The following is a 26,013-nucleotide window of genomic DNA, read 5'->3' on the forward strand; positions in this document are numbered from 1 at the left end:
CCATTACGACTGACGCAACTTTCCATTCAATTGTTGTATTCTATTATTCTGACAAAGTTTCAGGAACAGTAATTTCACCATCGATAATTTGTTGTTTAGCTTCTTCGACTTTTGCCCAAGATTCATCTGACAAGTTACCTTTAGTTAAATCAACAGTATTGTCTTTCAAACCATATTCTACCAATTTTCCGCCCGGGAATCCATCTTTAATTGTTTGATTTGAAATTGCTTGGATAGCTGAACCAGTATTTTTAATAGTTGAAGCTAAAGTGAAGTTACCACCTGACCATTCACCTTCTGCACTTTGATCACGGTCAACACCGATAACCCATAGTTGTTCGTCTGGATTCGCTTCTAATCTGTTACGAGCTTCTGTGAAGACACCGTTACCTGATGCACCAGCAGCTGCGTAGATTACATCTGTGCCGCTTGTGTACATTGCATTTGCAATTTGTTGACCAGTAGCTGCATCACCAAATGATTCAACGTATTGAGCGTCAACTTCGATTGAATCATCAATGAAAGCTACACCAGCTTTGAAACCAGCTTCAAAACGTTCGATTGTAGGAGTTTGCATACCACCAACGAAACCAACTTTACCTGAAGTAGTATTTTCAGCAGCAGCAATACCTGCTAAGAAAGCAGCTTCATGATCTTTAAAAGTCATTGATACTACGTTTGGTTCTTCAACAACACCATCGATAAAAGCAAAGTTTTGGTCTGGATTAGCTGGCGCTACTTCGGCAACTGTATCAGCTAACATAAAGCCCATAGCGAAGATGATGTCGTAACCATCAGCAATTGCAGTGTTAAAGTTTGGTACGAAGTCAGCAGAATCATCTGATTGGTAGTATTGAACTTTATTACCAGTTTCTTCATTCCAAGCTTGCATACCTTCCCAAGCAGATTGGTTAAATGAACGGTCGTCAACGCCACCTTCATCAGTTACCATTGCAATGCCGTATTCACCAGTTGCTGATGAAGTACTTTCAGAACCACTAGCAGTTGAAGAAGTAGATTCTGAAGTTGTGCTAGATGAACCAGCATCTTGACCTTGACAAGCAGCTAAAGCAAATACAGAAGCACCTAATAAAGCAATTGTTTTAAATTTTGATGACATGAAATTTTTCCTCCCGAATGCGAATGTTAGTTTGTAAATTGAATGTTATCGTTCGCTTATTACATTGATAATGTTACTCGATTCTCTCAGAATTGTAAAGACAAATTTACAGACATGTTCGTGTTCTTTTCAATAATTGCTATTTTAGTTATTTTATAGGCTGTTTTAATGAAAAATCACGAACAATATTGGTATTTTTGTAAAAACCACTTAAATTTGTTTCAAAAAAATACCTCCTATTTACAAATATAGAAGATATTTTACATTTATTTAATTATTTGTAGATACTGAACCAACCACTTCATTATGGTTTACTTGACCAGAAGCAGTTAATGAAAGGTTTGAAGTACCTTCTAAGTTAGTAAAGACAACTACAATTGATTTACCTTTACCCGCAGTTTCTAATTGAGTTAGATCAACGTTAGCAATTAATGAGTTCTCTTCAACACGGTCTCCTTCAGAAACCTTAACATCGAAAGGTGCACCATCTAATTCAACAGTATCGATACCCATATGTACTAAAACTTCTACATCTTCATCAGTTTTGATATAGATTGCATGTTTAGTAGGGAAAATACTCATAACGGTACCCGCAACAGGTGTAAATACTTCACTAGTTACAGGTTCAATGGCATAACCATTACCCATATTTTTGAGAAAATACAGGATCATCTACTTGATCAATTGTTTTGAATTCACCTGTAGCAGGAGCAAATAAAACTTCACTTGAAGTTGCATTTTGCTGAGCTATTTGTTTGTTTTTGTCTTTCTTGAAAAAATTAAACATAATTTTTGGCTCCTTATATATTTCTTTAGCTATCACTATGCCTAAATCATACCATATTCATAAATATAATGAAACGAAATCCCAAAGGCTTTTATACTTTGAAAATATAAAGGTCTTCTTAAATTTCCTATGTTTTTTTGTTTTATTATCGTCTTTCATTTATACTTAATTGGTAATTATTTATTTAATGAAGGGATATTGATATATGTTAGATACATTAAAAGTTATCTTATTCGGGATTGTCGAAGGTATCACTGAATGGTTACCCATTTCTTCAACTGGTCATATGATTCTATTAGAAGAATTTATTACTTTAGACGTCCGCCAAGAATTTTGGGATATTTTCCTAGTTGTCATTCAATTAGGTGCGATTCTTGCCGTGGTTTGGTTAAATTTTAACCAATTAAACCCTTTTGCACCTAGTAAATCAAAAGAAGAGAAATCTGAAACATGGATGACATGGGTTAAAGTAATTGTTGGTTGTTTACCTGCAGCCGTTCTAGGTTTGTTACTAGATGATTGGATGGAAGCTAATTTAATGAATTGGTTCATCGTTGCAATCATGTTAATTCTTTACGGTATTTGGTTCATTTGGATTGAAAACCGTCATCAAAATGTGCAACCGCGTATTAACAGCCTGGCTGAAATGTCATATATGGATGCATTGAAAATTGGTATGTTCCAAGTACTATCGTTGGTGCCAGGAACTTCTAGATCAGGTTCTACAATTTTAGGTGCTACTATTGTAGGTACATCTCGTCCCCTAGCCGCAAACTTTTCATTCTTTATGTCTATTCCTATTATGTTTGGTGCTTCTGCCTTAAAACTTGTGAAAGCTTTCTTAGACGGTTTCCAATTTACGGCTAGTGAGGTTTGGTTATTATTAGTTGGTATGATTGTAGCCTTTGCCGTATCTGTACTAACCATTAAATTGTTCTTGAAATACATTAAAACAAATGACTTCAAGGTATTTGGATGGTACCGCATCGTTTTAGGTATCATTGTGATTCTTTATTTCCTATTATTCTAAGGATTTAACATAATCAGGAAAATGACACACATTTTAAAAGCCACAAGGAAATTCTAAAATTTCCTTGTGGCTTTTTTATTTATTATTGATGAAAAAACTCGTTGTATATGGCACGGACTGCATCATTTTCGCGTTCCTCCACAATACCAAACATAACTGAAATTTCAGATGAACCTTGGTTAATCATTTCCAAGTTGATACCTGCTTCAGACAAGGCTTTGGTTGCGCGCGCTGTGTTCCCAATATTTTCAATCATGCCTTCGCCTACAATCATTAATAAACTCAAATTATCGCGTTTTTCAATGGCATCTGCTGCTGTTTCAGCTTTGATTTCAACAACCATTTGTTCAAATTCGCTCTTAGATAAAGCATCTTCTTTGAAAATAACATCAATATCATCGATACCAGATACAATATGTTCAAAAGAAACGTTGTATTTTTCCAAAACAGAAAGCACGCGCCGTACGAATCCGACCTCGCGGTTCATCATGTATTTTTGAATATACACACTAGCAAAACCACTAGTAGATGCGATTCCTGAAATTGGTAGGTTATTTTTTGGTCGTGTACGCGTAATCAACGTACCTGGTGCTTGAGGTTCATTTGTATTTTTAATGGCCACTGGTATATTCGCAATAAAAGCGGGTTGCAAGGCTTCATCATGGAATACAGAAAATCCTGCATATGAAAGTTCACGCATTTCTGAATAAGTTAATTGTTCAATTGATACAGGATCATGTACAACCCCAGGATTAGCAACATAAATAGAAGAAACATCAGTGAAGTTCTCATATGTATCTGCTTTGACACCGTTCGCAACAATAGCTCCAGTAATATCAGAACCTCCACGCGAGAAGGTAACTAATTTTCCGGATTTAGTATAACCAAAGAAGCCAGGAATCACAACAACCCCTTCATGCGAACGCAATTTATATAGATTTTGGTAGGATTCAGGCAAAACACGAGCATGGCCAGGATTGTCTGACAAATACAAGCCAGCATCTTGAGGATTCATGTAGACTGCATCTAAACCTTGTTCAGAAAAGTATGTCGCAATCAATTGTGCATTCGCATCTTCACCAAAAGCTTTAACAGCATCTGTAAAATAAGCCGTATTTTCATAACGGTCATCATTAATGACCTGATTTAATTGTTTAGATAATTTTTCTACAATGGCTAAATCCATATGTAGACCTTCTGCAGTATCTCTGAAACGATCAATAATCTTGTTAAAAGTAGCTGAAGCGTTGTCACTATCACGCAAAGTTTCTGCAGCTAAGTCAATCAACAAATCAGTCACTTTAATGTCGGACTTATCACGTTTCCCCGGTGCAGATACAATGACAAATTTTCTACTTGTATCCTCTACGACAATATTTTTTACTTTTTCCAACTGTTCAGCAGATGCTACTGAAGATCCACCAAATTTGATTACTTTCATCTTTTCATCTCATTCCAATCCAATCTTAATCTAACTAATCGTTAGCTTATCATAAATAGCGCCTCTACATCAATAGAAAAATGCCACAACACCTACTAGTGTTACGGCATAACTTAAAATATGACATAGCATGTTACATTAATCGACTAATCCTTCATATAAGTTGATATATTCCTTTGCAGGCTCTGTCCATGAAAAATCAGTAGCCATAGCCTGTTGGATTAATTGATACCAAGCATCAGGATTGCTTTCATATACATCAAGTGCATAATGAATAGTTTGAATAAATGTATCTCCATTAAAGATGTTGAAGCTGAAACCATTACCTTCACCAGTATATTGGTTATAAGGTTGAACAGTATCAGACAATCCGCCTGTTTCATGCACGATTGGTAAAGTACCATAACGCATTGAAATCATTTGGGATAGGCCACAAGGTTCAAATGCACTAGGCATTAGAAACATATCGGCACTTGCATATATTTGTTGGGCTAATTCAACATCAAAATCAATATAAGCACAGAATTGACCAGCATATTTCCATTCAAAATAGCGGAAGGAATTTTCAAATTGGGCTTCACCCGTACCTAACACAACAACTTGAACATTACGACTATTCAATAATTCTTCAGCTTTTTCTTGAAGTAATTGCATACCCTTTTGATCAGTTAGTCTAGTAACAACACCCAGTAAAGCAACATCTGGATCAACTTTCAATCCAACTCGTTCTTGAAGTGCCATCTTGTTGGCTTTTTTTGCTTCAATCACATTTGATGCATCGTAGTTAACTGTAATAGCCGGGTCCGTTGCTGGATTATTCTGATCATAATCTATTCCATTGATAATGCCTGACAACTTCCAATTATTGTATCGCAACTCGCCATCTAATTTCTCACCGAATTCAGGTGTTTGAATTTCTCGGGCATAATTAGGACTTACAGTTGTCACACGGTCAGAGAAATTAATGCCGCCTTTTAGATAATTTACTTGTCCTTCTTTTTCAACACCATTTACATGGTATAAAGACATAGTGGTATTAAAAATATGGCTTAACGCATCTGGATTTTGCCAACCTTGGAAACGAATATTATGGATAGTTAATACTTTACGTATATTTTTATAGGCTTCAACCCAATGGTAACGATCTACTAGTAAGGCTGGAATCATCGCTGCTTGCCAGTCATTCACATGGATAATATCGGGTATGAAATCAATTTTTTCCATCATTTCGATCACAGCTATATCAAAGAAGCCGAATCGTTCGCCGTCATCCCCTTGACCATACAATTGATCACGGTCAAAGTAAGCTAGATTATCTACAAAATAATATTGCATATTATCTAATACTAAAGTTTTAATACCTACATAGGCTGTTTTATAGCCTAATTCAACACGAAAACTCGTAAGGTCTGTTAACTGTTCTTCAAATTTTTGAGGCATTTGAGTGTAATATGGTAATACGACACGAATATCAATCCCTTGTTTACGTAACTCTTTTGGCAAAGCATACGCTACGTCACCTAGTCCACCCGTTTTGAAGAACGGCGCACCTTCTGCGGCTACAAATAATACTTTCATTTCATCATCCTTCCATGCTGCAAATAACATTTTTTACGAATGAGATTTAACGCGCAGCCTTAAATTTATATGTTGCATTTTGGTAAGTATCGTCAGATGCCGCAATATATGACCCTTTTGGGATTACAATTGGATCATCTTGCGTTCCGATGATAATCGCACCTGGTTCAACTTCAACAGATTTATCTAAGATAGCATATTGAACTGTTGCACCTTTACCAATTTTTGCACCTTGATAAATAATTGAATGATCTACTTTTGCATTTGGTGCAACTTCAACGTTTCGGAAAATATGTGATTGCGCAACTTCACCATAGATTTGGCAGCCCGTACCAATTTGAGCATTAATGACATTAGCATGGTCTCCATAATAAGTTGGCGAACCATTATGTGCTTTCGTAATAATTGGTTGCTCATCTTGGAATAATTGGGTGAAATATTCACCATTTAACATTTGCATACTTACATCGTAGTAAGATTTGATTGAATCAATATTGCCAACATACCCTTCATATTGATAGCCTTCAGCACGGTAGTCGCCCATATATTCAACAATCACTTCATCAAGTTCTTTGTAGAAGTTATCTTCTTCCGCTTTTTCAATCATTTCTAATAATTTTTCAGTACGAATTAAGGTCATGTTCAAATCATACTTTACAGTTGCTTGGTTGATTGGTGTTACACCCTCTTTAGTAATGCGGTCAACACAACCATCTTCAGCAAAGTGAATAATAGATTCATTTGGATGATATTCGATTAACTCACGAGGAACTTGTGCATAAACGCGGGTTAAATCAGACTCACAACGGTCCATTTGATGCATCACTTCATCAAGGTGGACATTTGCGACAATTTTAGCGCCTGATACGAATACGTATTGTGCGTTTGAACGTTCGATGAATAAACGATGATCATCATAGAATGGGCCTTTACGACTCGCTGCTTCATATAAAGCACGTTTGTGATTCATTTGAGAAAAAGTGAAAATCCCACCTGTATAAGAGTCAAAATTCCATGCTTTACCAGAACGAATATGGTCATATACAGAACGACCAGTTTCAGCCATGAATAAAGCTACCGTACGAATACCAGCATTTGCTAACGTTGATAGATAAAAATCTAAGATACGGTAACGACATGCGAAAGGTAAGTTGGCGATTGAACGATTTTCAGTTAATGGCATTAAAGCTTCTGGCGATTTATCTAAGTTTAAAATTGCTGTAACTTTATTTTGGAACATCTTAATTACCCCCTACAACTTCTTCATAACCAATTACCGCGATTTCCTCAGGTGTACCAATTACTTCTGAACCGTCAGCAATCACAGCACCTTCTCCAAGAATAGCGTATTCAATGCGTACATTTTCGCCGATACTAGTACCCTTCATCACAATTGAATTAGAAATACTAGAATTCTTACCCACTAATACATCTGGAGAAAGAATAGAATCTTTTATGTCACCTCGGATAATGCAACCATCGCAAATCATTGAATTTGCAACTTCAGACTCTGGCGTTAAGAATTGAGGCGTTGTAATAAAGTTTCTTGAAAAAATTGGCCAAGATTTATCACGTAAGTTTAATGGATGTGTTTGGTCTAAAATTTCCATATTTGCTTCCCATAAAGAATCAATCGTACCAACGTCTTTCCAATAGCCATCGAAAGCGTAGGCATAAATTTTTTCATTATTTTCAAGATATGCAGGAATTACATTTTGACCAAAATCTTCCATGCCTTCAGGATCACTTGTTAAGTATTCTCGTAATTTAGCCCAAGTGAAGATGTATATACCCATTGAAGCTAAATCACTTTTAGGGTTTTCAGGTTTCTCTTCAAATTCAACAATGCGACCTTCTGCATCAGTATTCATAATACCAAAACGTGATGCTTCTTTAATTGGTACAGGTTTTACAGCAACAGTGCAATCAGCTCCATTTGCTTTATGTTCAGCTAACATTGGTGAGTAATCCATTTTATAAATATGATCACCTGATAAAATAAGGACATACTCAGGATTTTTACTATCAATAAAAGAAACATTTTGATAGATTGCATTAGCTGTACCATTAAACCATTTTTCACCGTCACTAGATGAGTAAGGTTGAAGTACGAAAGCCCCACCATCACTTGTATCTAAATCCCATGGATCCCCATTACCGATATGATCGTTTAAAATCATCGGTTCATATTGGGTCATCACACCAACGGTTGAAATGCCAGAGTTGGTACAATTACTCATTGTAAAATCGATAATACGGTATTTCCCTCCAAAGGGAACAGCGGGTTTTGCAATATTTTGTGTTAATTTACCAAGACGAGTACCCTTACCACCGGCAAGAATCATTGCAATCATTTCATTACTTAACATAATCGTGGAGTTAAACTCCTTCCCCCTTCACAAATGACAAAAGCTATCAACAAATTGATTTGAATTTAGAATTGTTTTCCCAAAAACCAGTAATCCACCCCTTTAATGCATTACGGATCTATTCACTATTTATGCTGCTTGGTTATCTTCACCTTGTCTGGTTCTAATACAATGGCAGCCAACGACGGTAAGGTAATTTCAATAGAATATGGTTGATATTTATGTGGGACATCTACAGTTTCAAAAACAAGTGTTTGCGATTCCCAATTACCACCAAATTCTTTCATTTCACTATTAAAAATAACTTTATAACTACCACTAAAAGGAACACCTATACGATATTTTTTCCGTTCAACCGGGGTAAAATTGAAGGCACAAACTGCTACATCCCCAGCTTTTTTTCCTTTACGTATAAAAGATAAGGTGGTTTCAATTTCATCATCAGCTTCAACAATATCGATACCTTTTTTGTCGGTATCAAGTTCATGTAAGGCTGACTTTTCTTTATATAACTTGTTTAAACTAGCTATATAATGTTGGAATTCAGTATTATACGGTCTATTTAATGAATCCCATTCGAGTTGTTCATAGAACCGCCACTCTAAAAATTGACCAATTTCGTTACCCATAAATGATAATTTTTTCCCAGGGTATAACAAATGGTATCCTTCTAAAACACGTAGGTTGGCAAACTGTTCGTACCGATTAGGATTTGGCATTTTACCCAGTAAAGAATTTTTACCGTGAACAACTTCATCATGTGAAAATGGCAAAATGAAATTTTCATCATGCATATACATAAACGTAAAATTGACCAATTTGTAATTGTTTTTACGGCCAATTGGATCAATACCAAAGAATTTTAAGGTATCATTCATCCAACCCATATTCCATTTAAAGTTAAAACCAAGGCCCCCTATACTAGCGGGTTTTGTAACACCATCCCAAGCTGTAGATTCTTCAGCAATCATTAAATACGAAGGATCTCGCAAAAAGATTTCGTTATTTAAACGACGCAAGAATTCAACACCCTCAAGATTGACATTATTACCATACTTATTTGGTGTCCATGGGCCAATGTCGTAATCCAGATATAGCATGTTAGATACAGCGTCTACGCGAATACCATCAAAGTGGAATGTTTCTAACCAAAAAATGGCACTTGAAATAAGAAATGATTGTACTTGTTTTCTACCAAGGTCAAAGTTTTTTGTGCCCCATCGATTATTCACTGCACGGTTGGGATCTTGAAATTCAAAAGTTGGCGTACCGTCAAAATTGGCAAGCGCATCATCATTCACGATAAAATGCCCTGGTACCCAATCTATTAAAACGCCAATTCCGGCTTCATGACACGCATTAACAAAAGACATTAACGGTCCAAAGTCATGTCCAAATCGCCCCGCAATAGAAAAGTACCCACTAATTTGATAGCCCCATGATGCTTCCAAGGGATGATCCATCAATGGCATAAATTCGATATGCGTATAACCCATTTTTAGTACATATGGTATTAACTCTTGTTCTAAATCAGCAAATGAATACGCTGTCCCATCTTCATGTTTACGCCATGAAGACATATGTAGTTCATAGATATTGATAGGGCTTGCAATTGCATTTGATTGCTTTCTTTTGTCGATCCATTTTTTATCCGACCATTCAAATGAAGGTATATTTTGAATGACTGATGCATTCTTTGGCGCTACTTCACCAGCAAAAGCAAATGGATCTTGTTTTTCTTTTTTTGTGCCGTGTTGATCTTCTATGACAAATTTATACAAATCCCATTCTTTGACATCGGCAATGAAAATGGACCAGCCACCCGTTTCTGTAATTTTTTCTAAAGCAATTTCTTGCCAATCATTAAAGCTACCCTCTACGTATACCTGTTTCGCATTTGGTGCCCAAACTGTGAATCGGTAGCCATCTTGCTCAGATTCAACACTTGGTTTTGCACCCATAAATTTGAAGGCTTCAAAATGATTACCAATATTAAAATAATACATTTCATCCAATAATCTTTGCTCGGTTTTTTGGCCTGTCACATTTAATTCGTTCTTCACATTACTCACCCTATCTTTTCATTTGCTGGAATATAGCTGTTTCATTTATTTAAACAACCCTTGTAAAACATTCCCAGTAACTGGTGTTTTAAAGGATAAGTCTAACATTGCTAACATCGTTGGTCCTTCATCAACTAGACGCCCTTTTTCTATAACTGCGTTGGCTTCAATTTTAGGACCTTTAGCCATAAACATTGTCGCATAATTTTCTCTTTCAGGATCATATCCATGGCTAGCTTTCAGTAGTTTAACCCCAGGTACATTTTTATTCGTCGCTTCCCTGATTGGTCGTTCAATGTCACTTTCAAAATAATAACCAGTTTTAGCTTCAATTAAAGCAAAACAGTTCGGATCTGCACCTTTTGCAATGGCCTCTTCTTGACTATAAATTACATCAATATATTGTGCTAATGGTTTTAATACGTTATGCAAATCTTCCATCGTAAAATTACTATCTTTATTTTTATAAATATAAGTTGAACCATCTGCACCTTTCGCATAAATATCGTAGTGGATAATTTTATTGTCATCATTTACCTTAATTAAGCCAGCTTTTTTGAATAGATGGTTTGGTCTAATCACGCTTGTAGTATCCATTTGATAATGGTCTCCTAGGAGAACGATATGTGCATTCTGATACGACGGTGTATCGTCTATAGCTGCAAATATTTGACCCAAATGGTTATCCAATCTATCAATCGCTGCTTTAGCTTCAGGCGATTTAACACCAAAGCCATGGCGAGTGGCGTCCAAATCAACAAGATGAACCGCCAAAACGTCAGGTTGTTCATGTTTAATCGTGTCTACTGTAATCGCCGTTACGAATTCATCTAATTCAGGTTGCTGAATGCCGTTACGCAGATGTCGAAATTTGCTATTTTTTTGAATTAAATATTTAGGGCTAGATGCAAGAAGTGATACTGCAACTTGCGAATGCCATTTTCGATTCGCAAAAATTTCTGCAATATTATAATCGATTGCCTTACTTTTACCGGTAACTGGCCATAAAATTGTCGAGACTGATAATCCACTCTCTTTAGCAATATCAAATATCGTCGGTGTTTTGATATATTTTGCGTACCAATACCAATCTGGTGAAATACGATCAGGCTGAATAAAGGTATTGTTGATGATGCCATGATCTTTCGGAAATTGCCCTGTAATGATAGAAGTATGACACATATAAGTTAAGGAAGGATATACAGAAGTAACTTTTTCAACTAAAGCCTCTTCTTCCCTAAATTTTTTGAAATTGGGTAAAGTTAAGGCATAGTTTAAGTCTTCTGTTCCAAATGCATCTAAACTAATAATGATTAATTTCTTCTCTGACATTTCCAGGTTAATCCTCCGAATTATTTACTTTTATGATATATTCTATTTTACCTTATATTAACTTAAATTACATGAAAAAGCTTTCATTTTTGAAAATAGAAAAAAGCGAGGACAAAAATGTCCTCGCTTTCTTCTAGACTAGGGTCGCAGCCGTTCACATCAGCTTTTGACCAAGTACCCACTTCACGTGGTGGCTTGAGCCTGTACCCTCTTTAACTACATGCACAGACTTACATATGCTGTGCGTTTCGCCTCATCGCATAAAGTCATTATAGCATGTAATTCTTTAGAAAACAATCTTTTTGTCAAATAACAACTTATTGAGAAATTAAGGTTGAATATAAAATTATTTAGCGCGAATGACTTCGATTTTATAACCATCTGGATCGACTACAAAGAAATATCTTGGTTTAGTGTCACCTGGTAATTGTTTTATTCTGTAACATTAAAACCTTGTTGTTTTTGACTTGCATGCACAGCCTCTAAATCGTCGACTGCAATTGCAATATGACCATATCCATCACCAAGATCATAACCTTCTGAATCATAGTTATAGGTTAATTCTAATTCATAATCATCTCCAGGCAAGGTTAAATAAGCTAGCGTAAATTTATTTTCAGGGTAATCTTTTTCAAGTGCAACTTCAAAACCAAAAGCTTTTTGATAAAAGTCTTTTGCTGCTACTAATCTTTTACACGATAGCAAGTATGCGCCATTTTCATTAGTACACGCTTCCCTTCTTCAATTATTCTAAGTTATCTATATCTTATCAAAGTTTGGAGAAAAAGTTAACCTTAATCTGATTTCTTTTTTTTTAAAATTCAAATCATTTTAGATATGGTCTTTTGTCACAAAGTGGGATTGCATATATTGACAACCAGCTTTAATAAATTTACGCAGCACCTGTTCATCAATATCTTGTAATTTATTGACATAAACACACGAAACACCGGCTTTATATTTACCGATTTGATCTAAAAAGATTTGTGATTCATCTTGATCATATTTCAGATATAAAGAAAAACGGGCTTTTTGAATGGAGAATCCGGTTATTGGCCAGACACCCTCGATACCTGATGAGGTAACGTAATCATACGCACCAAAACCTATAATGCTATTTCCCCACATTACAGGGGTTACGCCGGTCTCTTCTTTAAATATAGCCAATAATGCTAAAGCGTCTGCTTGTTTATTTTTGGAAACGTCTAATGTCAAAATATGTTCTGTAGGATCCTGATCGTTAGGTAGAGTTTTTTGTTGATATGTCATTTTACGCTCCTTAAATTTATCTTTATTTTTTCATCGACCTAATTTTCTCTGTTATAAATTATGTTATCATGGAATGAAAAGAAGCACATCAAAATAATAAAATAGATTGTCATATATGAACCTAAACAAATCATATATGAAACTGTCAAAAGTAAGGAGTTAATATGCAGAAAATATGCCCAAATTACCATGCTCGTATCGCGGAAAATGCGAATAAATGCCCTTTTTATCAGTATACCTTTGATATGAATGACGATTTCGCTGATACTATTGAAATGCCCGTTTTAATGAATGAAATTAAGGATAGAGATGATGAAATGAAAATATATAAAGGCATAAATAAAAGTACGAATCAAAATACTTCAAATACGAATACAAACAATGATGAAACGATCATCATGTCAGATGCCCATCAACAGGAAAATGAAAAAAGAAAAAATGGACGTTTTTCTTTTGGCAAGAGTAAAAAAACAAGTTCATCATCAGATAATCAAGAACCAAGTCGCCGCAATACCAATACAAATAAAAATTTCCTAAGTGCTTATTTCAATTATTTGGTTGCTTATCTAAAAAATCCTTTACAAATACCTAACTTTAAGCAGGATAACCCTCGTTCAAATCATGGGATAACTTCATTGTTTGTCCTATCCATATTCAATGCGATTTCATTTACATTTTTAGCAAATTACTTTGTCACGCATTATGAATGGTTTGCTGATTTGTCTGTATTGCCAAATTTGAATTTCAATTTTATTGCTTGGCGTTTTGGTCTTAAAACATTTGTCTTTTTATTGATCTCATTATGGTTGCTACCCATCCTTTCACATTTTATTCGTGAAAAACTAACGAAAGAAAGAATTGCTAATAGTGCATGGTTAGATCATTTTTATGGGATGAACAGTTTTACCGTGATTATTGCCCTAATCTGTTTCTTAATCTCACTACTTGCGCCACTCATCTTTACAATCATTGTATTGTTAATAGTTTTATTACAAATTGCTTTATTACTAATTACTTTTACAATTTCTTTAATACAAGGGCAAGTAACACATCGCGCAACAATGTTTTATAGTATCATTGCTAGTCTCACGATATTTTTTGTACTAGAAATATTCTTAGTAGGTTTGGTATACTAGGTGTATTGAAATCATTGATGATTAGGATCTAGACATTCATCTAGTCCTAAGTTGCGGCTATGGCGGAATGGCAGACGCGCTGCCTTGAGGGGGCAGTGAGAGAAATCTCGTGCAAGTTCAACTCTTGTTAGCCGCATATTTAAAATAAAAGAAAGCCGAAGAAATTGAATCTCGGCTTTTTTGTATCAATTTATTATTTATAAATCTACGACTGTATAACCTGCTTCGCTAAGTACAACTTTAGCTCGTTCGCCTTGGCCACCATGAACCTGGATGGTAATTTCAATACCGTCTGTATCGTTAACAAAAATGTGTGATACAGAAATACCTGCATCTGCCAGTGTTTTTGTTAATTCAGAAATGACACCAATACGGTCTTCTGAAATTTTTACGACAAAACGTGATTCCGAATCTCCAGCTAAATAACCTGACAGGTCAATTAAGGCTTTAAAAATGTCTTTATAGGTAATAATACCCGTTACATTTTGATTACCATCAACGATTGGTAAGACACGTAAATCATTCGTACGCATGAATTCTGCAGCTTCTTCAACCATCCAATCCGTAGTTGCCGTAGGTGCTTTAGCATCCATAAATTCTGCTACATTTGCTTTAGAAAGGATATAGTTTAATTCATATACACTTAAACTAGTTGCATCTGATGCAGATTTAGCATCGATGATGTCTTGTGTAATAATACCTACATATTTACCATCTTTAACAACGGGTAAATTATGAATTTTATGTTCTTCCATCTTGGAAACGGCTGCTGAAACCCCTGTTTCAGGTGTGACTGTAATTAAGTCAGTGCTCATATATTGTTTTATCTTCATTTGATAGAACTCCTTTCTCTGTCGCATCAGTAATGATTTAAAATGCTTACACTCATTTTATCAAATACTTGACTAAAGTACAGATTTTTTCAACTGATTAAGGCTCTGGTTGAATAATGGTTACGTTATCCGTTGGTTCCCCATTCACTACTTCTTGAATATATGCTGGCGCAGATACGTTATGGTCTTCATCAAAAGTAATATCATAAGCAATACCTTGGTAATCTTTGGTAGCAGCGATAGCATCTCTAATTGCCGTCGAATCAGTTGAGTCTGCTGTGTCAACGGCATTCATTACCATATTTGCCGCATCGTAGGCAACAGCTGAAAACATGTCTGGTTCTGTGCCAATTTTTTCAACATAAGCATTATAAAAATCTTGAACTTCTTGAGGTGAATCCTCGGTATAGACAAAGTGTGCCACATAGTATACATTTGTCATATTTTCTGCCCCTGCTAGATCGATAATATTTTGGTTACCCAAACCATTAGGACCTACAATTGCAATGTCAATGCCCATTTCTCGTGCCTGTTTAATGATTGGACCAGCTTCTTGGTAGTAACCAGCAATAAAAATGACATCAGGGTTTTGTGCTTTCACATTCGTTAGGACAGATGAAAAATCTGTGTCTCCTGAAATATACGATTCATCAACGACAACATCACCTTCAAAGTTTTCAACGAAAATGTCAGTTAAATTTTGACCGTAATCAGTTGAATTATCTTTTAATACGGCTGCAGTTTTGTAACCTTGTTGGTTTGCAAATTCAGCAATAGCAGAACCTTGGAAAGAAATTTGGAAACTAGTTCTGAAGAAATATTCCCACACACTACCGGTTTCAGCGTTTATCGTAGCGTTATCGACCGTTGTCGTTGCTGAAACAAAAGGCACTTGGGCTTTTTCAGCAATAGGTTGAGCAGCAAAAGTTAAAGCTGCAGTCGCTGGACCCAAAACCACATCATTACCTTCATCAATTAAATAAGACATACCAGCAGCAGCTTCTTCAGGTGCTCCTTGATTATCATAAGATTGATACACGACTTCTTTGCCATCAATTCCACCTGCTGCATTCCGTTCTTCAACGGCCAACTGGACGGCGTTATCTTGAACAACACCATAGGCTGCTGTGGCGCCTGTTAATTCCCACAACCCACCAATATTAACCGTATCTGACGCTTCACTTGTAGCCGATGAACTAGATGTATCATTTGCAGTTGAAGTTGCTGTTGTCGTTACCGAAGAACACCCTGCTACAATAAAAGTTGCTGAAAGTGCTGCTATGATAAGTGTTTTAAATTTGTTTTTTCTCATTTTTAACGCTCCCTAGTTTTTGTCCATTTGCCTACCCGATACAAACCTTAAATCACCATACTTATCAGTTGCATCTTTGTTTACGGCCAATAAAAAAGACGCCAGCCCCGCGTTACGGGCTGACGTCTTAGTTAAGAGCCCGTATTTCACGAGAAATAGGACTCTACAATATATAGTAGAATCCTCAGTTAACTAATAATAATAAGTTTTGATGTGGGCAGATAGAAATAATACGCATTTGGGTAAAATTCATTTGTTTCATTTTATTCACTGCAATCATTACTTCTACCTCCCTCTCTTTAAGATATTTATAATATAACAAATAGAATGATAAAAAACAAGTCATAAACTAATCTTTTTTTAATTAAATGTAATTTTTTTTAATAAAAATCTCATTTAATTGGCGATTGGTAACATACTTAAGCCGATTCGCCCTTTTTGTTCATCGATTTCAGACACCCATACGTCGATGATGTCTCCCACTGACACAATATCAGCAGGATTTGATACAAACTTCTTAGACATACGTGAAATATGTACTAATCCATCTTGTTTTACCCCAACGTCAACAAAAGCTCCAAAATCAACAACATTTCTCACGGTACCTTGTAATTGCATACCAATTTTTAAATCCTTTAGTGTTTGGACATCAGAACGTAAAATTGGCGCTTCAACATCTTCACGTGGATCACGTCCCGGTGTTAATAACGCTTTTTGAATATCTACTAGCGTTTCTTTACCAATTTCAAATTGGGTAGATAATCGATTCAAGTCTAAATCAGCAATTTTGCTACGATTTTCTTCAGCTTGAATATCTTCAACAGCAATATTTAGTTCTTTCAATATAGCTGTTACCGTGCCATAAATTTCTGGATGAATACCCGTATTATCAAGTATGTTATCTCCACCAGGAATACGAATAAAACCTACAGCTTGTTCATAAGTTTTAGGGCCAAGACGTTTGACTTTCGCTAATTGTTTACGGTTTGTAAAAATACCATTTTCATTTCGGTAGGCAACCACATTTTTAGCAACAGCCATAGATAGCCCTGCAACATGACTTAACAATGATGCCGATGCTGTATTTAGATTTACACCAACCCGGTTAACAGCAGTTTCTACAGTAAAATCTAGCATTTCGGCCAGTTCTTTTTGAGAAACGTCATGTTGGTATTGACCAACACCAATGGCTTTAGGATCAATTTTCACCAATTCTGCTAGTGGATCTTGCAAACGACGAGCAATAGAAACGGCAGATCGTTCTTCGACATTAAAATCTGGAAATTCTTCACGGGCGATATCACTTGCAGAATATACTGAAGCGCCTGCTTCATTTACAATCGAATAGACTAAATCTAAATTATTGGCTTGAATTTGTTCTGCAACGAATAATTCAGATTCACGTGATGCTGTACCATTACCAATTGCGACCATTTCAACATGATAATCCGTTACTAATTGATTGAATTTACGAGCAGCTTCTTCTTTTTTGTTGACTGGTGCATGTGGATAAATCACATCTTTGGCTAATACTCTTCCAGTTGCATCAACAATAGCTAGTTTACATCCTGTTCTGAATGCAGGATCTAAACCAAGCACTGTCCGTCCCTGCAATGGTGGTTGCATTAATAAGTGACCCAAATTTTCTGAGAATGTATGAATGGCATGTTTTTCCGCTGTTTCTGTTAAACTTGAACGAATTTCTCTTTCAATAGATGGTTTCAGGAAACGATCTAAAGCGTCTTGAATTGCCGCTTGAATTTCACGAGTAGAAACGGGGCGACCGAGAATAAATTTATTGACTAAATGTTTAATAATTGGGAATTCATCGCTCTCAACTGAAACATTTAGCACTTTTAATTTCTCGCCACGGTTTATGGCCAATATTTGATACGGTTTTAAATTTACGATGTTTTGGCTAAAATCATAATAAATCTCGAAGGTAGCTTTTTCATCTTCAGCATTTTTACGTTTTACACTTACTAAGTTCCCTTCTCTGAGTGTATATTTACGTAACCATGCACGAATATCAGCATCCTCAGAAATCCATTCTGCCATAATTTCATGGGCACCTGCTAACGCAGCTTCGGTATCTACAATATCTTCATTTAGATATTGGCTTGCTACTTCTGTCACATTACCTGTCGTAGGAGAGGAGAATAACCATTGTGCAAGGCCTTCTAACCCATTTTCTTTTGCAATAGTAGCTTTGGTACGTCTTTTTTGTTTAAATGGCGCATATAAATCTTCAACTGTTTGTAACACGGTGGCTTTTTTGATTTTGTCAGCCAGTTCTTTCGTCAGTTTACCCTGCTCTTCTATAGTAGAAAGTACGGATGCTTTACGTTCTTCCAATTGTTTGGTGTATTGGTATGCGTGTTCGATATCACGTATCGCAACCTCATCCAATGATTGTGTCGCTTCTTTACGATATCGAGCAATAAATGGTACTGTATTGCCCTCTTCAAGCAGACTCAAAACACTTTCTATTTGCTTTTGAGTAAATGGTAACTGATTATTTATAATTTGAATGTAAGATGATTCCATATTCAACACCTTTCTCTGTTCACGAACAATCATTATATAACAAAATTTGCACTTTCGCTATTGTTCAAACTTATCTCATGTTTTCGTAAGAAAAATTACGATTATTTATTGCAATTTTATCTCAGATAAAATATAATTAGCCTATACTTAAAACAGTTCCATAAGGGAGTAATCAGCGATTTTGAATCGTGGCGGCGCCAACATATCCGGCAGATACCTGCTGGTGTCGTCTTAAAAGATGAGACTTATGGCTACTTCCATCATTGGAGTAGTCATAGGTCTTTTTTTTGGAGATAGGTCCTGGAAAACGTTTTAAGCATAATAAAATTTAGGATGGAGAGATGGTTAATGGCAGAAAATAAGAATAATCAAACATTCTTTACTCAAGAAACTGACCAAGTTTTAGCAAATTTAAACGCAACCACTGAAGGTTTAACAAATGCTGAAGCAAAAAGTCGTTTAGAGCAGAATGGTAAAAATGAATTAAAGGAAGGTGCTCGTAAGACTACCCTTCAAAAATTCTTTGATCAATTTAAAGATTTAATGATTATTATCCTATTAATTGCAGCAGCACTTTCAGTTATCTTAGAAGGAGTTAATGGTGCAGTTGATGCGGTTATTATCTTAGCGGTTGTTTTAATTAATGCAATCATGGGTGTAATTCAAGAAAACAAAGCTGAGGATGCAATTGACTCACTTAAAAAAATGTCATCACCACGTGCAAATGTTCGTCGTGATGGTGAAATCCAATCAATTGATTCTGCGGAAATCGTTGTTGGGGATGTAGTTGTACTTGAAGCTGGTGATGTAGTACCTGCGGATATGCGTTTATTCAAAACTAGCTCATTACAAATTGAAGAAGCAGCACTAACAGGTGAATCTTTACCAGTAACAAAAGATACAGCTGTTGTTGATGCTGAAGCTGGTATTGGTGACCGTGTAAACATGGCATTCTCATCTACAAACGTAACTTACGGACGTGGTGAAGGTGTCGTTACTTCAACAGGTATGGATACTGAAGTTGGTAATATCGCAGAAATGCTTGAAAATGCTGACAAAAAAATCACACCATTACAAGAAAACATGAATGCTTTAACTCGATTCTTAACATATGCAATCGTAATTATCGCTGTTGTTATTTTCTTCATTGGTTTATTACGTGGTTTTGGATGGGTAGAAATGTTACTTACTGCAATTTCAATTGCCGTTGCAGCCCTTCCAGAAGGTTTACCAGCAATCTCTACAATTATCTTAGCGTTAGGTACGCAAAAGATGGCTGACCGAAATGCCTTAGTACGTAAACTACCTGCTGTAGAAACTTTAGGTGGTACTGAAGTAATCTGTTCAGATAAGACTGGTACATTAACACAAAACAAGATGACAATTGAAAAAGTTTACTACAATGGTGAACTTCACAATGCTTCTGAAAAAATCGATCATAACGAACCTGTTTTCCGTATTATGAATATGGCAAATGATGCATCAATCGCTAATGACGGTTCGCTTGCAGGTGATCCTACTGAAACTGCAATGATTCAATTTGGTTTTGACCAAGGTTACGACGTACGTGACACAATCAAAGTACAACCTCGTGTAGGTGAAGTACCATTCGATTCTGACCGTAAAATGTCTACTACAGTTCATGAAACTTTAGGTGAAGAACAAGCAAATGGTAAATACGTTTCAATGACTAAAGGTGCGCCTGATGTAATTATTGAAAGATCTACACATTACCTAAAAAATGGTGAAATCTTACCATTAGATGAAGCTGCTCGTGAAGAATTATTAGAAGCTAACCACGGTATGGCTATCCAAGCATTACGTGTATTAGCAATGTCTTACCGTTACATTAATGAATTACCTTCAGAGTATACAACTGATACGTTAGAACACGATTTAATCTTTGCTGGTATGGTTGGTGAAATCGACCCTGAACGTCCAGAAGCGCGTGATTCTATTGCAACAGCTAAAAAAGCTGGTATCCGTACTGTAATGATTACTGGTGACCATAAAGATACAGCCGCTGCGATTGCTGCACGTCTTGGTATCATTCAAGAAGGTCAAGAAGAAGCTGTTACTACAGGTGCTCATTTAAATGAAATGTCTGACGAAGAGTTAGCAGCAAAAGTTGAACAATACTCAGTTTACGCACGTGTATCTCCAGAACATAAAGTACGTATTGTATCTGCGTGGCAATCACACGATAAAGTTGTTGCAATGACTGGTGACGGTGTTAACGATGCCCCTTCATTAAAACAAGCTGATATTGGTATTGGTATGGGTATCACTGGTACTGAAGTTTCTAAAGGTGCTTCTGACATGGTCTTAGCTGATGATAACTTTGCTACAATCATTACTGCCATTGAAGAAGGTCGTAAAGTATTCTCAAATATCCAAAAAGCTGTACAGTTCTTACTATCAGCTAACTTGGGTGAAGTAATGACTTTATTTGTTGCTACTATGTTAGGTTGGTCAATTTTAGCACCAATCCATATCTTATGGATTAACTTGGTAACTGATACCTTCCCTGCAATTGCATTAGGTCTTGAAGATGCTGAATCAGATGTAATGGAACATAAACCACGTGGTCGTTCAGGTAACTTATTATCTAACGGTGTATTACCTTCAATTATCTATCAAGGTATCTACGAAGGTGCTGTGACATTATTTGTATTCTGGTATGGTTCTTACCAAATGGGTGTTCCTTTAGAAGATGCTGAAGCAATGGCTTTCTTAACATTAGCATTCATCCAATTGTTCCATGCTTACAACTCTAAATCTGTATTTAAATCTCTATTCTCTTCAAATCCATTCAACAATAAATGGTTAAATATCGCTACATTAGCATCGACTGTTCTTATGTTAATCACTGTATTCATCCCTGGCTTAAACAATGCCTTCGGTACAGTCCACTTATTAGGTGACCCAATGGCACCACAAATGTGGTCAGTGATTATCTTATCAGCTGCTTCTGTAATACCATATGTAGAGCTTGGTAAATTTATCATCCGTGCAACTGGTTTAGATGAAAAATTTGATGCTGGTTCAGATCAAAACAAACGTTAATTCATCGCTTATCCAATTATATGAATAACAAAAAAGTGGCTGGGTTATCCCAGTCACTTTTTTTATATCACCTTATAAGTATTTCTTGTAGATACGGGTTGGTATTGTTACTATAAAATTATCACTAACATTTCTATAAGGAGGTTTTTATGGCGCACGCACTTGACCAAAGGCTACAACAATTATTGGCCTATTATTTTGATCAAACGGCAATTAAGCCCCTTTTCTTTTTTACTTTGGCAATAGTATTTATCCTATTTGGCCTTAGTATTCAACCGTTACCTAGCATTATCGACGGCTATTGGACAATTTTGATATCACCTAGTAATTTGATCACTGATTACTTTGCAGTTGGAGGTATAGGTGCAACTTTTATAAATGTTGGATCTTTATTATTAGTCAATACATATCTTATTCAAAAACGGGTATCCAAAATATCTGGTCCTTTACTAGCAGCTATGATGACTGTTATGGGTTTTTCATTTTTCGGTAAAAATTTGTATAACACCATCCCATTTTTTTTTGGAACCTATTTTTATTCCAAGTATAGTGGCAATAGCTTATCTAGATTGATGATTGCTGCCCTTTTTGCATCAGCTTTAAGTCCAGTGGTATCCATTATCACCTTTGGACAGGATCTACCAATCTATCTAAGTATGCCTATTGGTATTGCAGTTGGTGTTATCATTGGTTTTGTTATCCACCCTGTAGCAGCAAGTTTCTTGCGTTTTCACCAAGGGTATAATCTGTATAACATAGGATTTACAGCGGGTGTTATCGGTATGATTGTCACTTCTATCATGCTGATTTTCCAGTGGCCAGTAACCTATACAATAGAAACGAAGGAAATCACAAGCCCCTACATTACCCTCCTGTTTATTTGCTTATCATTAAGCTTATTCTTATCAGGTTTTGTTTTAAACGGTTATAGTATGAAGAATTATCTGAAAATTTCTAAAATTCCAGGCCGTTTAATTACTGATTTTGTTACTGAATTGGGCACCCCCATCACTTTGATGAATATGGGGATACAAGGTTTACTGGCTTTATCATATGTTTTTCTTGTAGGTGGACATTTAGATGGTGCCGTTATCGGGGGTGTATTAACGGTTATTGGTTTTTCGGCATTTGGAAAACACCCATTCAATGCTACGCCTGTGGTATTAGGTGTCTTCTTGATGCAGACGGCGATGAGTGTTGGTAGTCCAAGTTCAACAAATTCGTTACTTGCCGCCTTATTTGGCACAACGCTAGCGCCAATTACTGGTTCATATGGATTCTTTGCTGGAATGATTGCAGGGGCATTACATGCTGCTGTTGTACAAAATACCAGTGATACACATGCTGGATTAAATCTTTATAATAATGGCTTTTCTGGAGGATTTGTCGCAGCATTTCTAGTACCATTACTAGATGTTATTAAGGAGAGAAAGCATAATAATGAGAGAACACGTTAAAGTAAACCGGATTGTATCCGAATTTATGAATTTTTTTGAATCATATCATATCCATAGATATACAATGGATCTATCAATTGCAGAAGATAAATTGGCTACCTCTGTGATTAAATTTACAGGTAAAAGAGCTCATCTACCCCAACGATTTATTGATGATTTGGATCTTTTAAATGGACCAAGACAAGTGGAATTTGAATATTATTATGAAGATTTACTTGGTTCTAGAGATGATTCATTTAGCATTGAAATTTTATCTGCATCTATCGATTATGTGACCTATACAGTAACCGATGTCGGCTTTGAAATTTTAATCGAACGGGTTCATCAATAAAAAGTGGCTGGAACAAATAATTAAAATCATAGATTTTTCGTCCTTACAGTGCACGTTCTTTGTGAGCCATGAGACCATTGAAAGCCAAGGTCTCGATTTCATCTTCTTTCACGGCTAAAGAACTACACTTTCAGTCCTTTTATCTGTTCCCATGATATATTTCAATCAAAATTTATAAGCATTTCTTCAAAGTAAAAAGGCGTACACAACTCTTATTAAGAATTATGTACGCCTTTTTAGAGGCCTTTTTTGGTGTGTTAACGCATGGTAACGAATTCTTCTGCCCCTGTAGGATGGATTGCAATTGTTTGATCAAATTGTTTTTTAGTTAAGCCTAAGCGAACGCCTACAGCAAATCCTTGCATCATTTCTTCTACAGCGTAACCAATACCATGTACCCCGACAACCTTTTCATCTTCCCCAGTTGTCACTAATTTCATGCGGGCTGGTTGGCGATGTTCAGAAACTGCAGAATACATTGGTGTGAAGTTTGATTTGTATACTTTTACATTATCTTCTCCAAAAGCTTCCTTAGCTGCTTCTTCAGAATAACCGATTGAGCCGATTGCTGGATGTGTAAAGATTACTGTAGGAACGGTATTATAATCTAATAAGTATGGTTCAGCACCATTAAATAGCGTGTCAGATAAGGTTCTACCAGCCATAATAGCAACCGGTGTTAACTCTACCTTACCAATAATATCGCCAAAAGCATATAATCCTTCAACATTGGTATGATGATAGTCATCAACTTTGATGTGACCCGATGTTGTCAATTCAACATCTGTATTTTCCAACCCGATATTATCCGTATTTGGTGTACGGCCAATAGCATATATTACTTTGTCAGCAACAGCTGTTGCGCCATTTTTAAAGTTTACTTGTAATTGATTATTAGCGGCTTCTTCAATTGAGGAAACGTCATGATTTGTCAGTAATTGAATGCCTGATTTTGTCATTTGATCCACTAGGACTTCAACAATATCTGCATCATAGGCACGCAATGGACGGTCATAACGAACAGCTTGCGTTGTTTGAACACCTAACCCATTCAATACACCAGCAAATTCAGTTGCCACGTAACCTGCGCCAATAATGATGACACTTTCAGGTAAACTGGTCCATTCGAAGAAATCATCTGAAGTATCTACTAATTCAATTCCTGGTAGGCCTATTAGACGTGGACGTCCACCTGTTACGATTGAAATATGTGGTGCAGTATATAATTCACCATTCACTTCTACAGTATGATTATCGATGAATTTAGCTTCTCCTTCAAGATAATGCGTGCCTCGTGATTGGAAACCAGCGTCATATCCCTTATGTACACGTTCGATGTAAGCATCACGATTTTTCTTTAATTCACTATAATCTACAGGTCCTTGTTCTACAAAATTAAGTCCATATGCGCTAGCATAATCGTTAATTTGTTCTCTTAGCATAGTGCCATGCAAGAAATTTTCTTTGGCACACAACCTCTGTTCACACAAGTACCACCAACATCACGTTTTTCAATAATTAATGCTTTGGCACCATATTCGGCTGCACGGTTTGCACTTGATATACCGGCACTACCGCCACCAATAGTTATATAATCATATCTTTCCATTCATCCCACTCTTTTCCGAAAATTAATTTTTTTTGATGATCTGCTGCTTCTTTCGCTTGTTTTTCTAAGAAAGAAATTCTAGCTAGGTTAGGTTTAATGTTGATTTCATCATGTCTATTTTCAATATTCACTTGGCTATCCTTTTCTTGAAGGATTGGCTCCAAATAAACATAGGCATTCGTATGTTTAGCCGGAATAACCGCTTTGTAACTGCCATGATTATCATAAGCTTTAAAATAGAGTTGGTTGTGATTATCATAGGCATACGCATATACAAGTAGCCAATGATTTTTGTAAGGTGAACCTAAAACCGCTAAGGTACCTACGATCACCGGTTGTTGATAACGGTCTATCAATTCAGGCACAGCCTTATCAGGAATTAAGCCTGTTTTTGCGCGATAATGTTTAAAATTAAAAATACTGTTAAGTCCAGCTGCTACATTCCAATAAAATGTACCTTCATGTAAGTGAAAGTCATCGACTACAGTTTCGACAGCATTCAGTAATTGCTGTTTACTCATCCAGTGACCAGTGTCCTGTAAGACTGTATGATGCGTTAAAACTGCCGCACAATATGTCCCACATATACCAGGAAATGATTTATTAATCCAGGATTTATAACGACGAAATTGGCTTTCATCTAGGCCTGTCCAAATTAAACGTTCCATTGTCAACCTCCTAACTTCTCATAAAAATAGTATACCATTTTACCTTTTATATTTTAATTTTACTG

General features: G+C 36.1%; 19 protein-coding genes, 1 tRNA gene and 2 pseudogenes. 6 read left to right on the plus strand and 16 right to left on the minus strand.

Annotated elements, in window-relative coordinates:
- Window positions 1-43 precede the first annotated feature (43 nt).
- From B9P78_RS03190 to B9P78_RS10035, 3 genes are all read right to left on the minus strand, one after another.
- Complete coding sequence (locus B9P78_RS03190; RefSeq protein ID WP_094518105.1) at window positions 44-1,120, minus strand: BMP family protein; 1,077 nt, start codon at window positions 1,118-1,120, stop codon at window positions 44-46.
- A gap of 270 nt (window positions 1,121-1,390) precedes the next feature.
- Window positions 1,391-1,768: a PTS glucose transporter subunit IIA gene (locus tag B9P78_RS03195; RefSeq protein ID WP_233487679.1), complete on the minus strand. Its 378-nt coding sequence runs from the start codon at window positions 1,766-1,768 to the stop codon at window positions 1,391-1,393.
- Window positions 1,761-1,907, minus strand: a complete 147-nt coding sequence (locus B9P78_RS10035; protein WP_233487680.1) for a PTS glucose transporter subunit IIA — start codon at window positions 1,905-1,907, stop codon at window positions 1,761-1,763. Before B9P78_RS10035 ends, B9P78_RS03195 begins: the two co-directional genes overlap by 8 nt.
- Window positions 1,908-2,112: 205 nt before the next feature.
- Here B9P78_RS10035 and B9P78_RS03200 point away from each other — a divergent pair, with 205 nt between their 5' ends.
- Entirely contained in the window at window positions 2,113-2,937 is an 825-nt protein-coding gene (locus B9P78_RS03200; protein ID WP_094518106.1) for an undecaprenyl-diphosphate phosphatase, read from the plus strand.
- A gap of 82 nt (window positions 2,938-3,019) precedes the next feature.
- Here B9P78_RS03200 and B9P78_RS03205 read toward each other — a convergent pair whose 3' ends face one another.
- The 8 genes and pseudogenes from B9P78_RS03205 to B9P78_RS03240 all read right to left on the minus strand — a co-directional run bounded on the left by B9P78_RS03205 (window position 3,020) and on the right by B9P78_RS03240 (window position 12,989).
- Complete coding sequence (locus tag B9P78_RS03205) at window positions 3,020-4,378, minus strand: aspartate kinase (protein ID WP_094518107.1); 1,359 nt, start codon at window positions 4,376-4,378, stop codon at window positions 3,020-3,022.
- 138 nt (window positions 4,379-4,516) lie between these two features.
- Window positions 4,517-5,956 (minus strand): glycogen synthase GlgA, encoded by a 1,440-nt coding sequence (glgA, locus tag B9P78_RS03210; RefSeq protein ID WP_094518108.1) that lies wholly within the window; start codon window positions 5,954-5,956, stop codon window positions 4,517-4,519.
- Window positions 5,957-6,002: 46 nt separating this feature from the next.
- Window positions 6,003-7,196: a glucose-1-phosphate adenylyltransferase subunit GlgD gene (gene glgD, locus B9P78_RS03215; RefSeq protein WP_094518109.1), complete on the minus strand. Its 1,194-nt coding sequence runs from the start codon at window positions 7,194-7,196 to the stop codon at window positions 6,003-6,005.
- Between the two features lies 1 nt (window position 7,197).
- On the minus strand, window positions 7,198-8,325 hold the full coding sequence (locus tag B9P78_RS03220) for a glucose-1-phosphate adenylyltransferase (RefSeq protein ID WP_094518110.1): 1,128 nt from the start codon (window positions 8,323-8,325) through the stop codon (window positions 7,198-7,200).
- A 125-nt stretch (window positions 8,326-8,450) separates the two neighbouring features.
- The gene (gene glgB, locus B9P78_RS03225; RefSeq protein WP_233487681.1) at window positions 8,451-10,388 is read right to left on the minus strand and encodes a 1,4-alpha-glucan branching protein GlgB; all 1,938 of its coding nucleotides are present in this window, start codon (window positions 10,386-10,388) and stop codon (window positions 8,451-8,453) included.
- Between the two features lie 45 nt (window positions 10,389-10,433).
- Window positions 10,434-11,720, minus strand: a complete 1,287-nt coding sequence (locus B9P78_RS03230; RefSeq protein WP_094518111.1) for an ectonucleotide pyrophosphatase/phosphodiesterase — start codon at window positions 11,718-11,720, stop codon at window positions 10,434-10,436.
- 346 nt (window positions 11,721-12,066) lie between these two features.
- Window positions 12,067-12,442: pseudogene (locus tag B9P78_RS03235) on the minus strand (VOC family protein).
- A gap of 109 nt (window positions 12,443-12,551) precedes the next feature.
- The gene (locus B9P78_RS03240; protein ID WP_094518112.1) at window positions 12,552-12,989 is read right to left on the minus strand and encodes a DUF1801 domain-containing protein; all 438 of its coding nucleotides are present in this window, start codon (window positions 12,987-12,989) and stop codon (window positions 12,552-12,554) included.
- Window positions 12,990-13,153: 164 nt separating this feature from the next.
- Between B9P78_RS03240 and B9P78_RS03245 the strand changes: the two genes are divergently transcribed.
- Complete coding sequence (locus B9P78_RS03245) at window positions 13,154-14,125, plus strand: hypothetical protein (protein ID WP_094518113.1); 972 nt, start codon at window positions 13,154-13,156, stop codon at window positions 14,123-14,125.
- A gap of 53 nt (window positions 14,126-14,178) precedes the next feature.
- Window positions 14,179-14,261: transfer RNA gene (locus tag B9P78_RS03250), tRNA-Leu, on the plus strand.
- A gap of 61 nt (window positions 14,262-14,322) precedes the next feature.
- On the opposite strand, the gene B9P78_RS03255 is transcribed toward B9P78_RS03250, so the two are convergent.
- From B9P78_RS03255 to B9P78_RS03265, 3 genes are all read right to left on the minus strand, one after another.
- A complete protein-coding gene (locus B9P78_RS03255; protein WP_094518114.1) occupies window positions 14,323-14,958 on the minus strand; it encodes a CBS domain-containing protein in 636 nt (211 codons plus the stop codon).
- 97 nt (window positions 14,959-15,055) lie between these two features.
- Window positions 15,056-16,270, minus strand: coding sequence for an ABC transporter substrate-binding protein (locus B9P78_RS03260; RefSeq protein ID WP_094518115.1), 1,215 nt, complete (start codon window positions 16,268-16,270; stop codon window positions 15,056-15,058).
- Window positions 16,271-16,666: 396 nt separating this feature from the next.
- Window positions 16,667-18,817, minus strand: coding sequence for a Tex family protein (locus B9P78_RS03265; RefSeq protein WP_094518116.1), 2,151 nt, complete (start codon window positions 18,815-18,817; stop codon window positions 16,667-16,669).
- Between the two features lie 348 nt (window positions 18,818-19,165).
- Here B9P78_RS03265 and B9P78_RS03270 point away from each other — a divergent pair, with 348 nt between their 5' ends.
- The 3 genes from B9P78_RS03270 (at window position 19,166) to B9P78_RS03280 (ending at window position 23,671) form a co-directional block, all read left to right on the plus strand.
- Entirely contained in the window at window positions 19,166-21,883 is a 2,718-nt protein-coding gene (locus tag B9P78_RS03270; protein ID WP_094518117.1) for a cation-translocating P-type ATPase, read from the plus strand.
- Between the two features lie 149 nt (window positions 21,884-22,032).
- Window positions 22,033-23,340: a DUF1576 domain-containing protein gene (locus B9P78_RS03275; protein WP_094518118.1), complete on the plus strand. Its 1,308-nt coding sequence runs from the start codon at window positions 22,033-22,035 to the stop codon at window positions 23,338-23,340.
- Window positions 23,324-23,671: a hypothetical protein gene (locus tag B9P78_RS03280; RefSeq protein ID WP_094518119.1), complete on the plus strand. Its 348-nt coding sequence runs from the start codon at window positions 23,324-23,326 to the stop codon at window positions 23,669-23,671. Before B9P78_RS03275 ends, B9P78_RS03280 begins: the two co-directional genes overlap by 17 nt.
- A 257-nt stretch (window positions 23,672-23,928) precedes the next feature.
- Here B9P78_RS03280 and gorA read toward each other — a convergent pair.
- Window positions 23,929-25,280, minus strand: a pseudogene (gorA, locus tag B9P78_RS03285) (glutathione-disulfide reductase).
- Complete coding sequence (locus B9P78_RS03290; RefSeq protein ID WP_094518120.1) at window positions 25,259-25,948, minus strand: dihydrolipoamide dehydrogenase; 690 nt, start codon at window positions 25,946-25,948, stop codon at window positions 25,259-25,261. The pseudogene gorA and the gene B9P78_RS03290 overlap by 22 nt, the downstream one beginning before the upstream one ends.
- Between the last annotated feature and the right edge of the window lie 65 nt (window positions 25,949-26,013).

Origin of the sequence: Aerococcus sp. 1KP-2016 (genome assembly GCF_002252085.1) — a bacterium.
GTDB lineage: Bacteria > Bacillota > Bacilli > Lactobacillales > Aerococcaceae > Aerococcus.

What these genes read in the sequence shown, in the direction of transcription:
- B9P78_RS03190 (WP_094518105.1), bottom strand. Translation starts at nt 1,120, where the DNA reads ATGTCATCAAAATTTAAAACAATTGCTTTATTAGGTGCTTCTGTATTT.
- B9P78_RS03195 (WP_233487679.1), bottom strand. Translation starts at nt 1,768, where the DNA reads ATGGGTAATGGTTATGCCATTGAACCTGTAACTAGTGAAGTATTTACA.
- B9P78_RS10035 (WP_233487680.1), bottom strand. Translation starts at nt 1,907, where the DNA reads ATGTTTAATTTTTTCAAGAAAGACAAAAACAAACAAATAGCTCAGCAA.
- B9P78_RS03200 (WP_094518106.1), top strand. Translation starts at nt 2,113, where the DNA reads ATGTTAGATACATTAAAAGTTATCTTATTCGGGATTGTCGAAGGTATC.
- B9P78_RS03205 (WP_094518107.1), bottom strand. Translation starts at nt 4,378, where the DNA reads ATGAAAGTAATCAAATTTGGTGGATCTTCAGTAGCATCTGCTGAACAG.
- glgA (WP_094518108.1), bottom strand. Translation starts at nt 5,956, where the DNA reads ATGAAAGTATTATTTGTAGCCGCAGAAGGTGCGCCGTTCTTCAAAACG.
- glgD (WP_094518109.1), bottom strand. Translation starts at nt 7,196, where the DNA reads ATGTTCCAAAATAAAGTTACAGCAATTTTAAACTTAGATAAATCGCCA.
- B9P78_RS03220 (WP_094518110.1), bottom strand. Translation starts at nt 8,325, where the DNA reads ATGTTAAGTAATGAAATGATTGCAATGATTCTTGCCGGTGGTAAGGGT.
- B9P78_RS03230 (WP_094518111.1), bottom strand. Translation starts at nt 11,720, where the DNA reads ATGTCAGAGAAGAAATTAATCATTATTAGTTTAGATGCATTTGGAACA.
- B9P78_RS03240 (WP_094518112.1), bottom strand. Translation starts at nt 12,989, where the DNA reads ATGACATATCAACAAAAAACTCTACCTAACGATCAGGATCCTACAGAA.
- B9P78_RS03245 (WP_094518113.1), top strand. Translation starts at nt 13,154, where the DNA reads ATGCAGAAAATATGCCCAAATTACCATGCTCGTATCGCGGAAAATGCG.
- B9P78_RS03255 (WP_094518114.1), bottom strand. Translation starts at nt 14,958, where the DNA reads ATGAAGATAAAACAATATATGAGCACTGACTTAATTACAGTCACACCT.
- B9P78_RS03260 (WP_094518115.1), bottom strand. Translation starts at nt 16,270, where the DNA reads ATGAGAAAAAACAAATTTAAAACACTTATCATAGCAGCACTTTCAGCA.
- B9P78_RS03265 (WP_094518116.1), bottom strand. Translation starts at nt 18,817, where the DNA reads ATGGAATCATCTTACATTCAAATTATAAATAATCAGTTACCATTTACT.
- B9P78_RS03270 (WP_094518117.1), top strand. Translation starts at nt 19,166, where the DNA reads ATGGCAGAAAATAAGAATAATCAAACATTCTTTACTCAAGAAACTGAC.
- B9P78_RS03275 (WP_094518118.1), top strand. Translation starts at nt 22,033, where the DNA reads ATGGCGCACGCACTTGACCAAAGGCTACAACAATTATTGGCCTATTAT.
- B9P78_RS03280 (WP_094518119.1), top strand. Translation starts at nt 23,324, where the DNA reads ATGAGAGAACACGTTAAAGTAAACCGGATTGTATCCGAATTTATGAAT.
- B9P78_RS03290 (WP_094518120.1), bottom strand. Translation starts at nt 25,948, where the DNA reads ATGGAACGTTTAATTTGGACAGGCCTAGATGAAAGCCAATTTCGTCGT.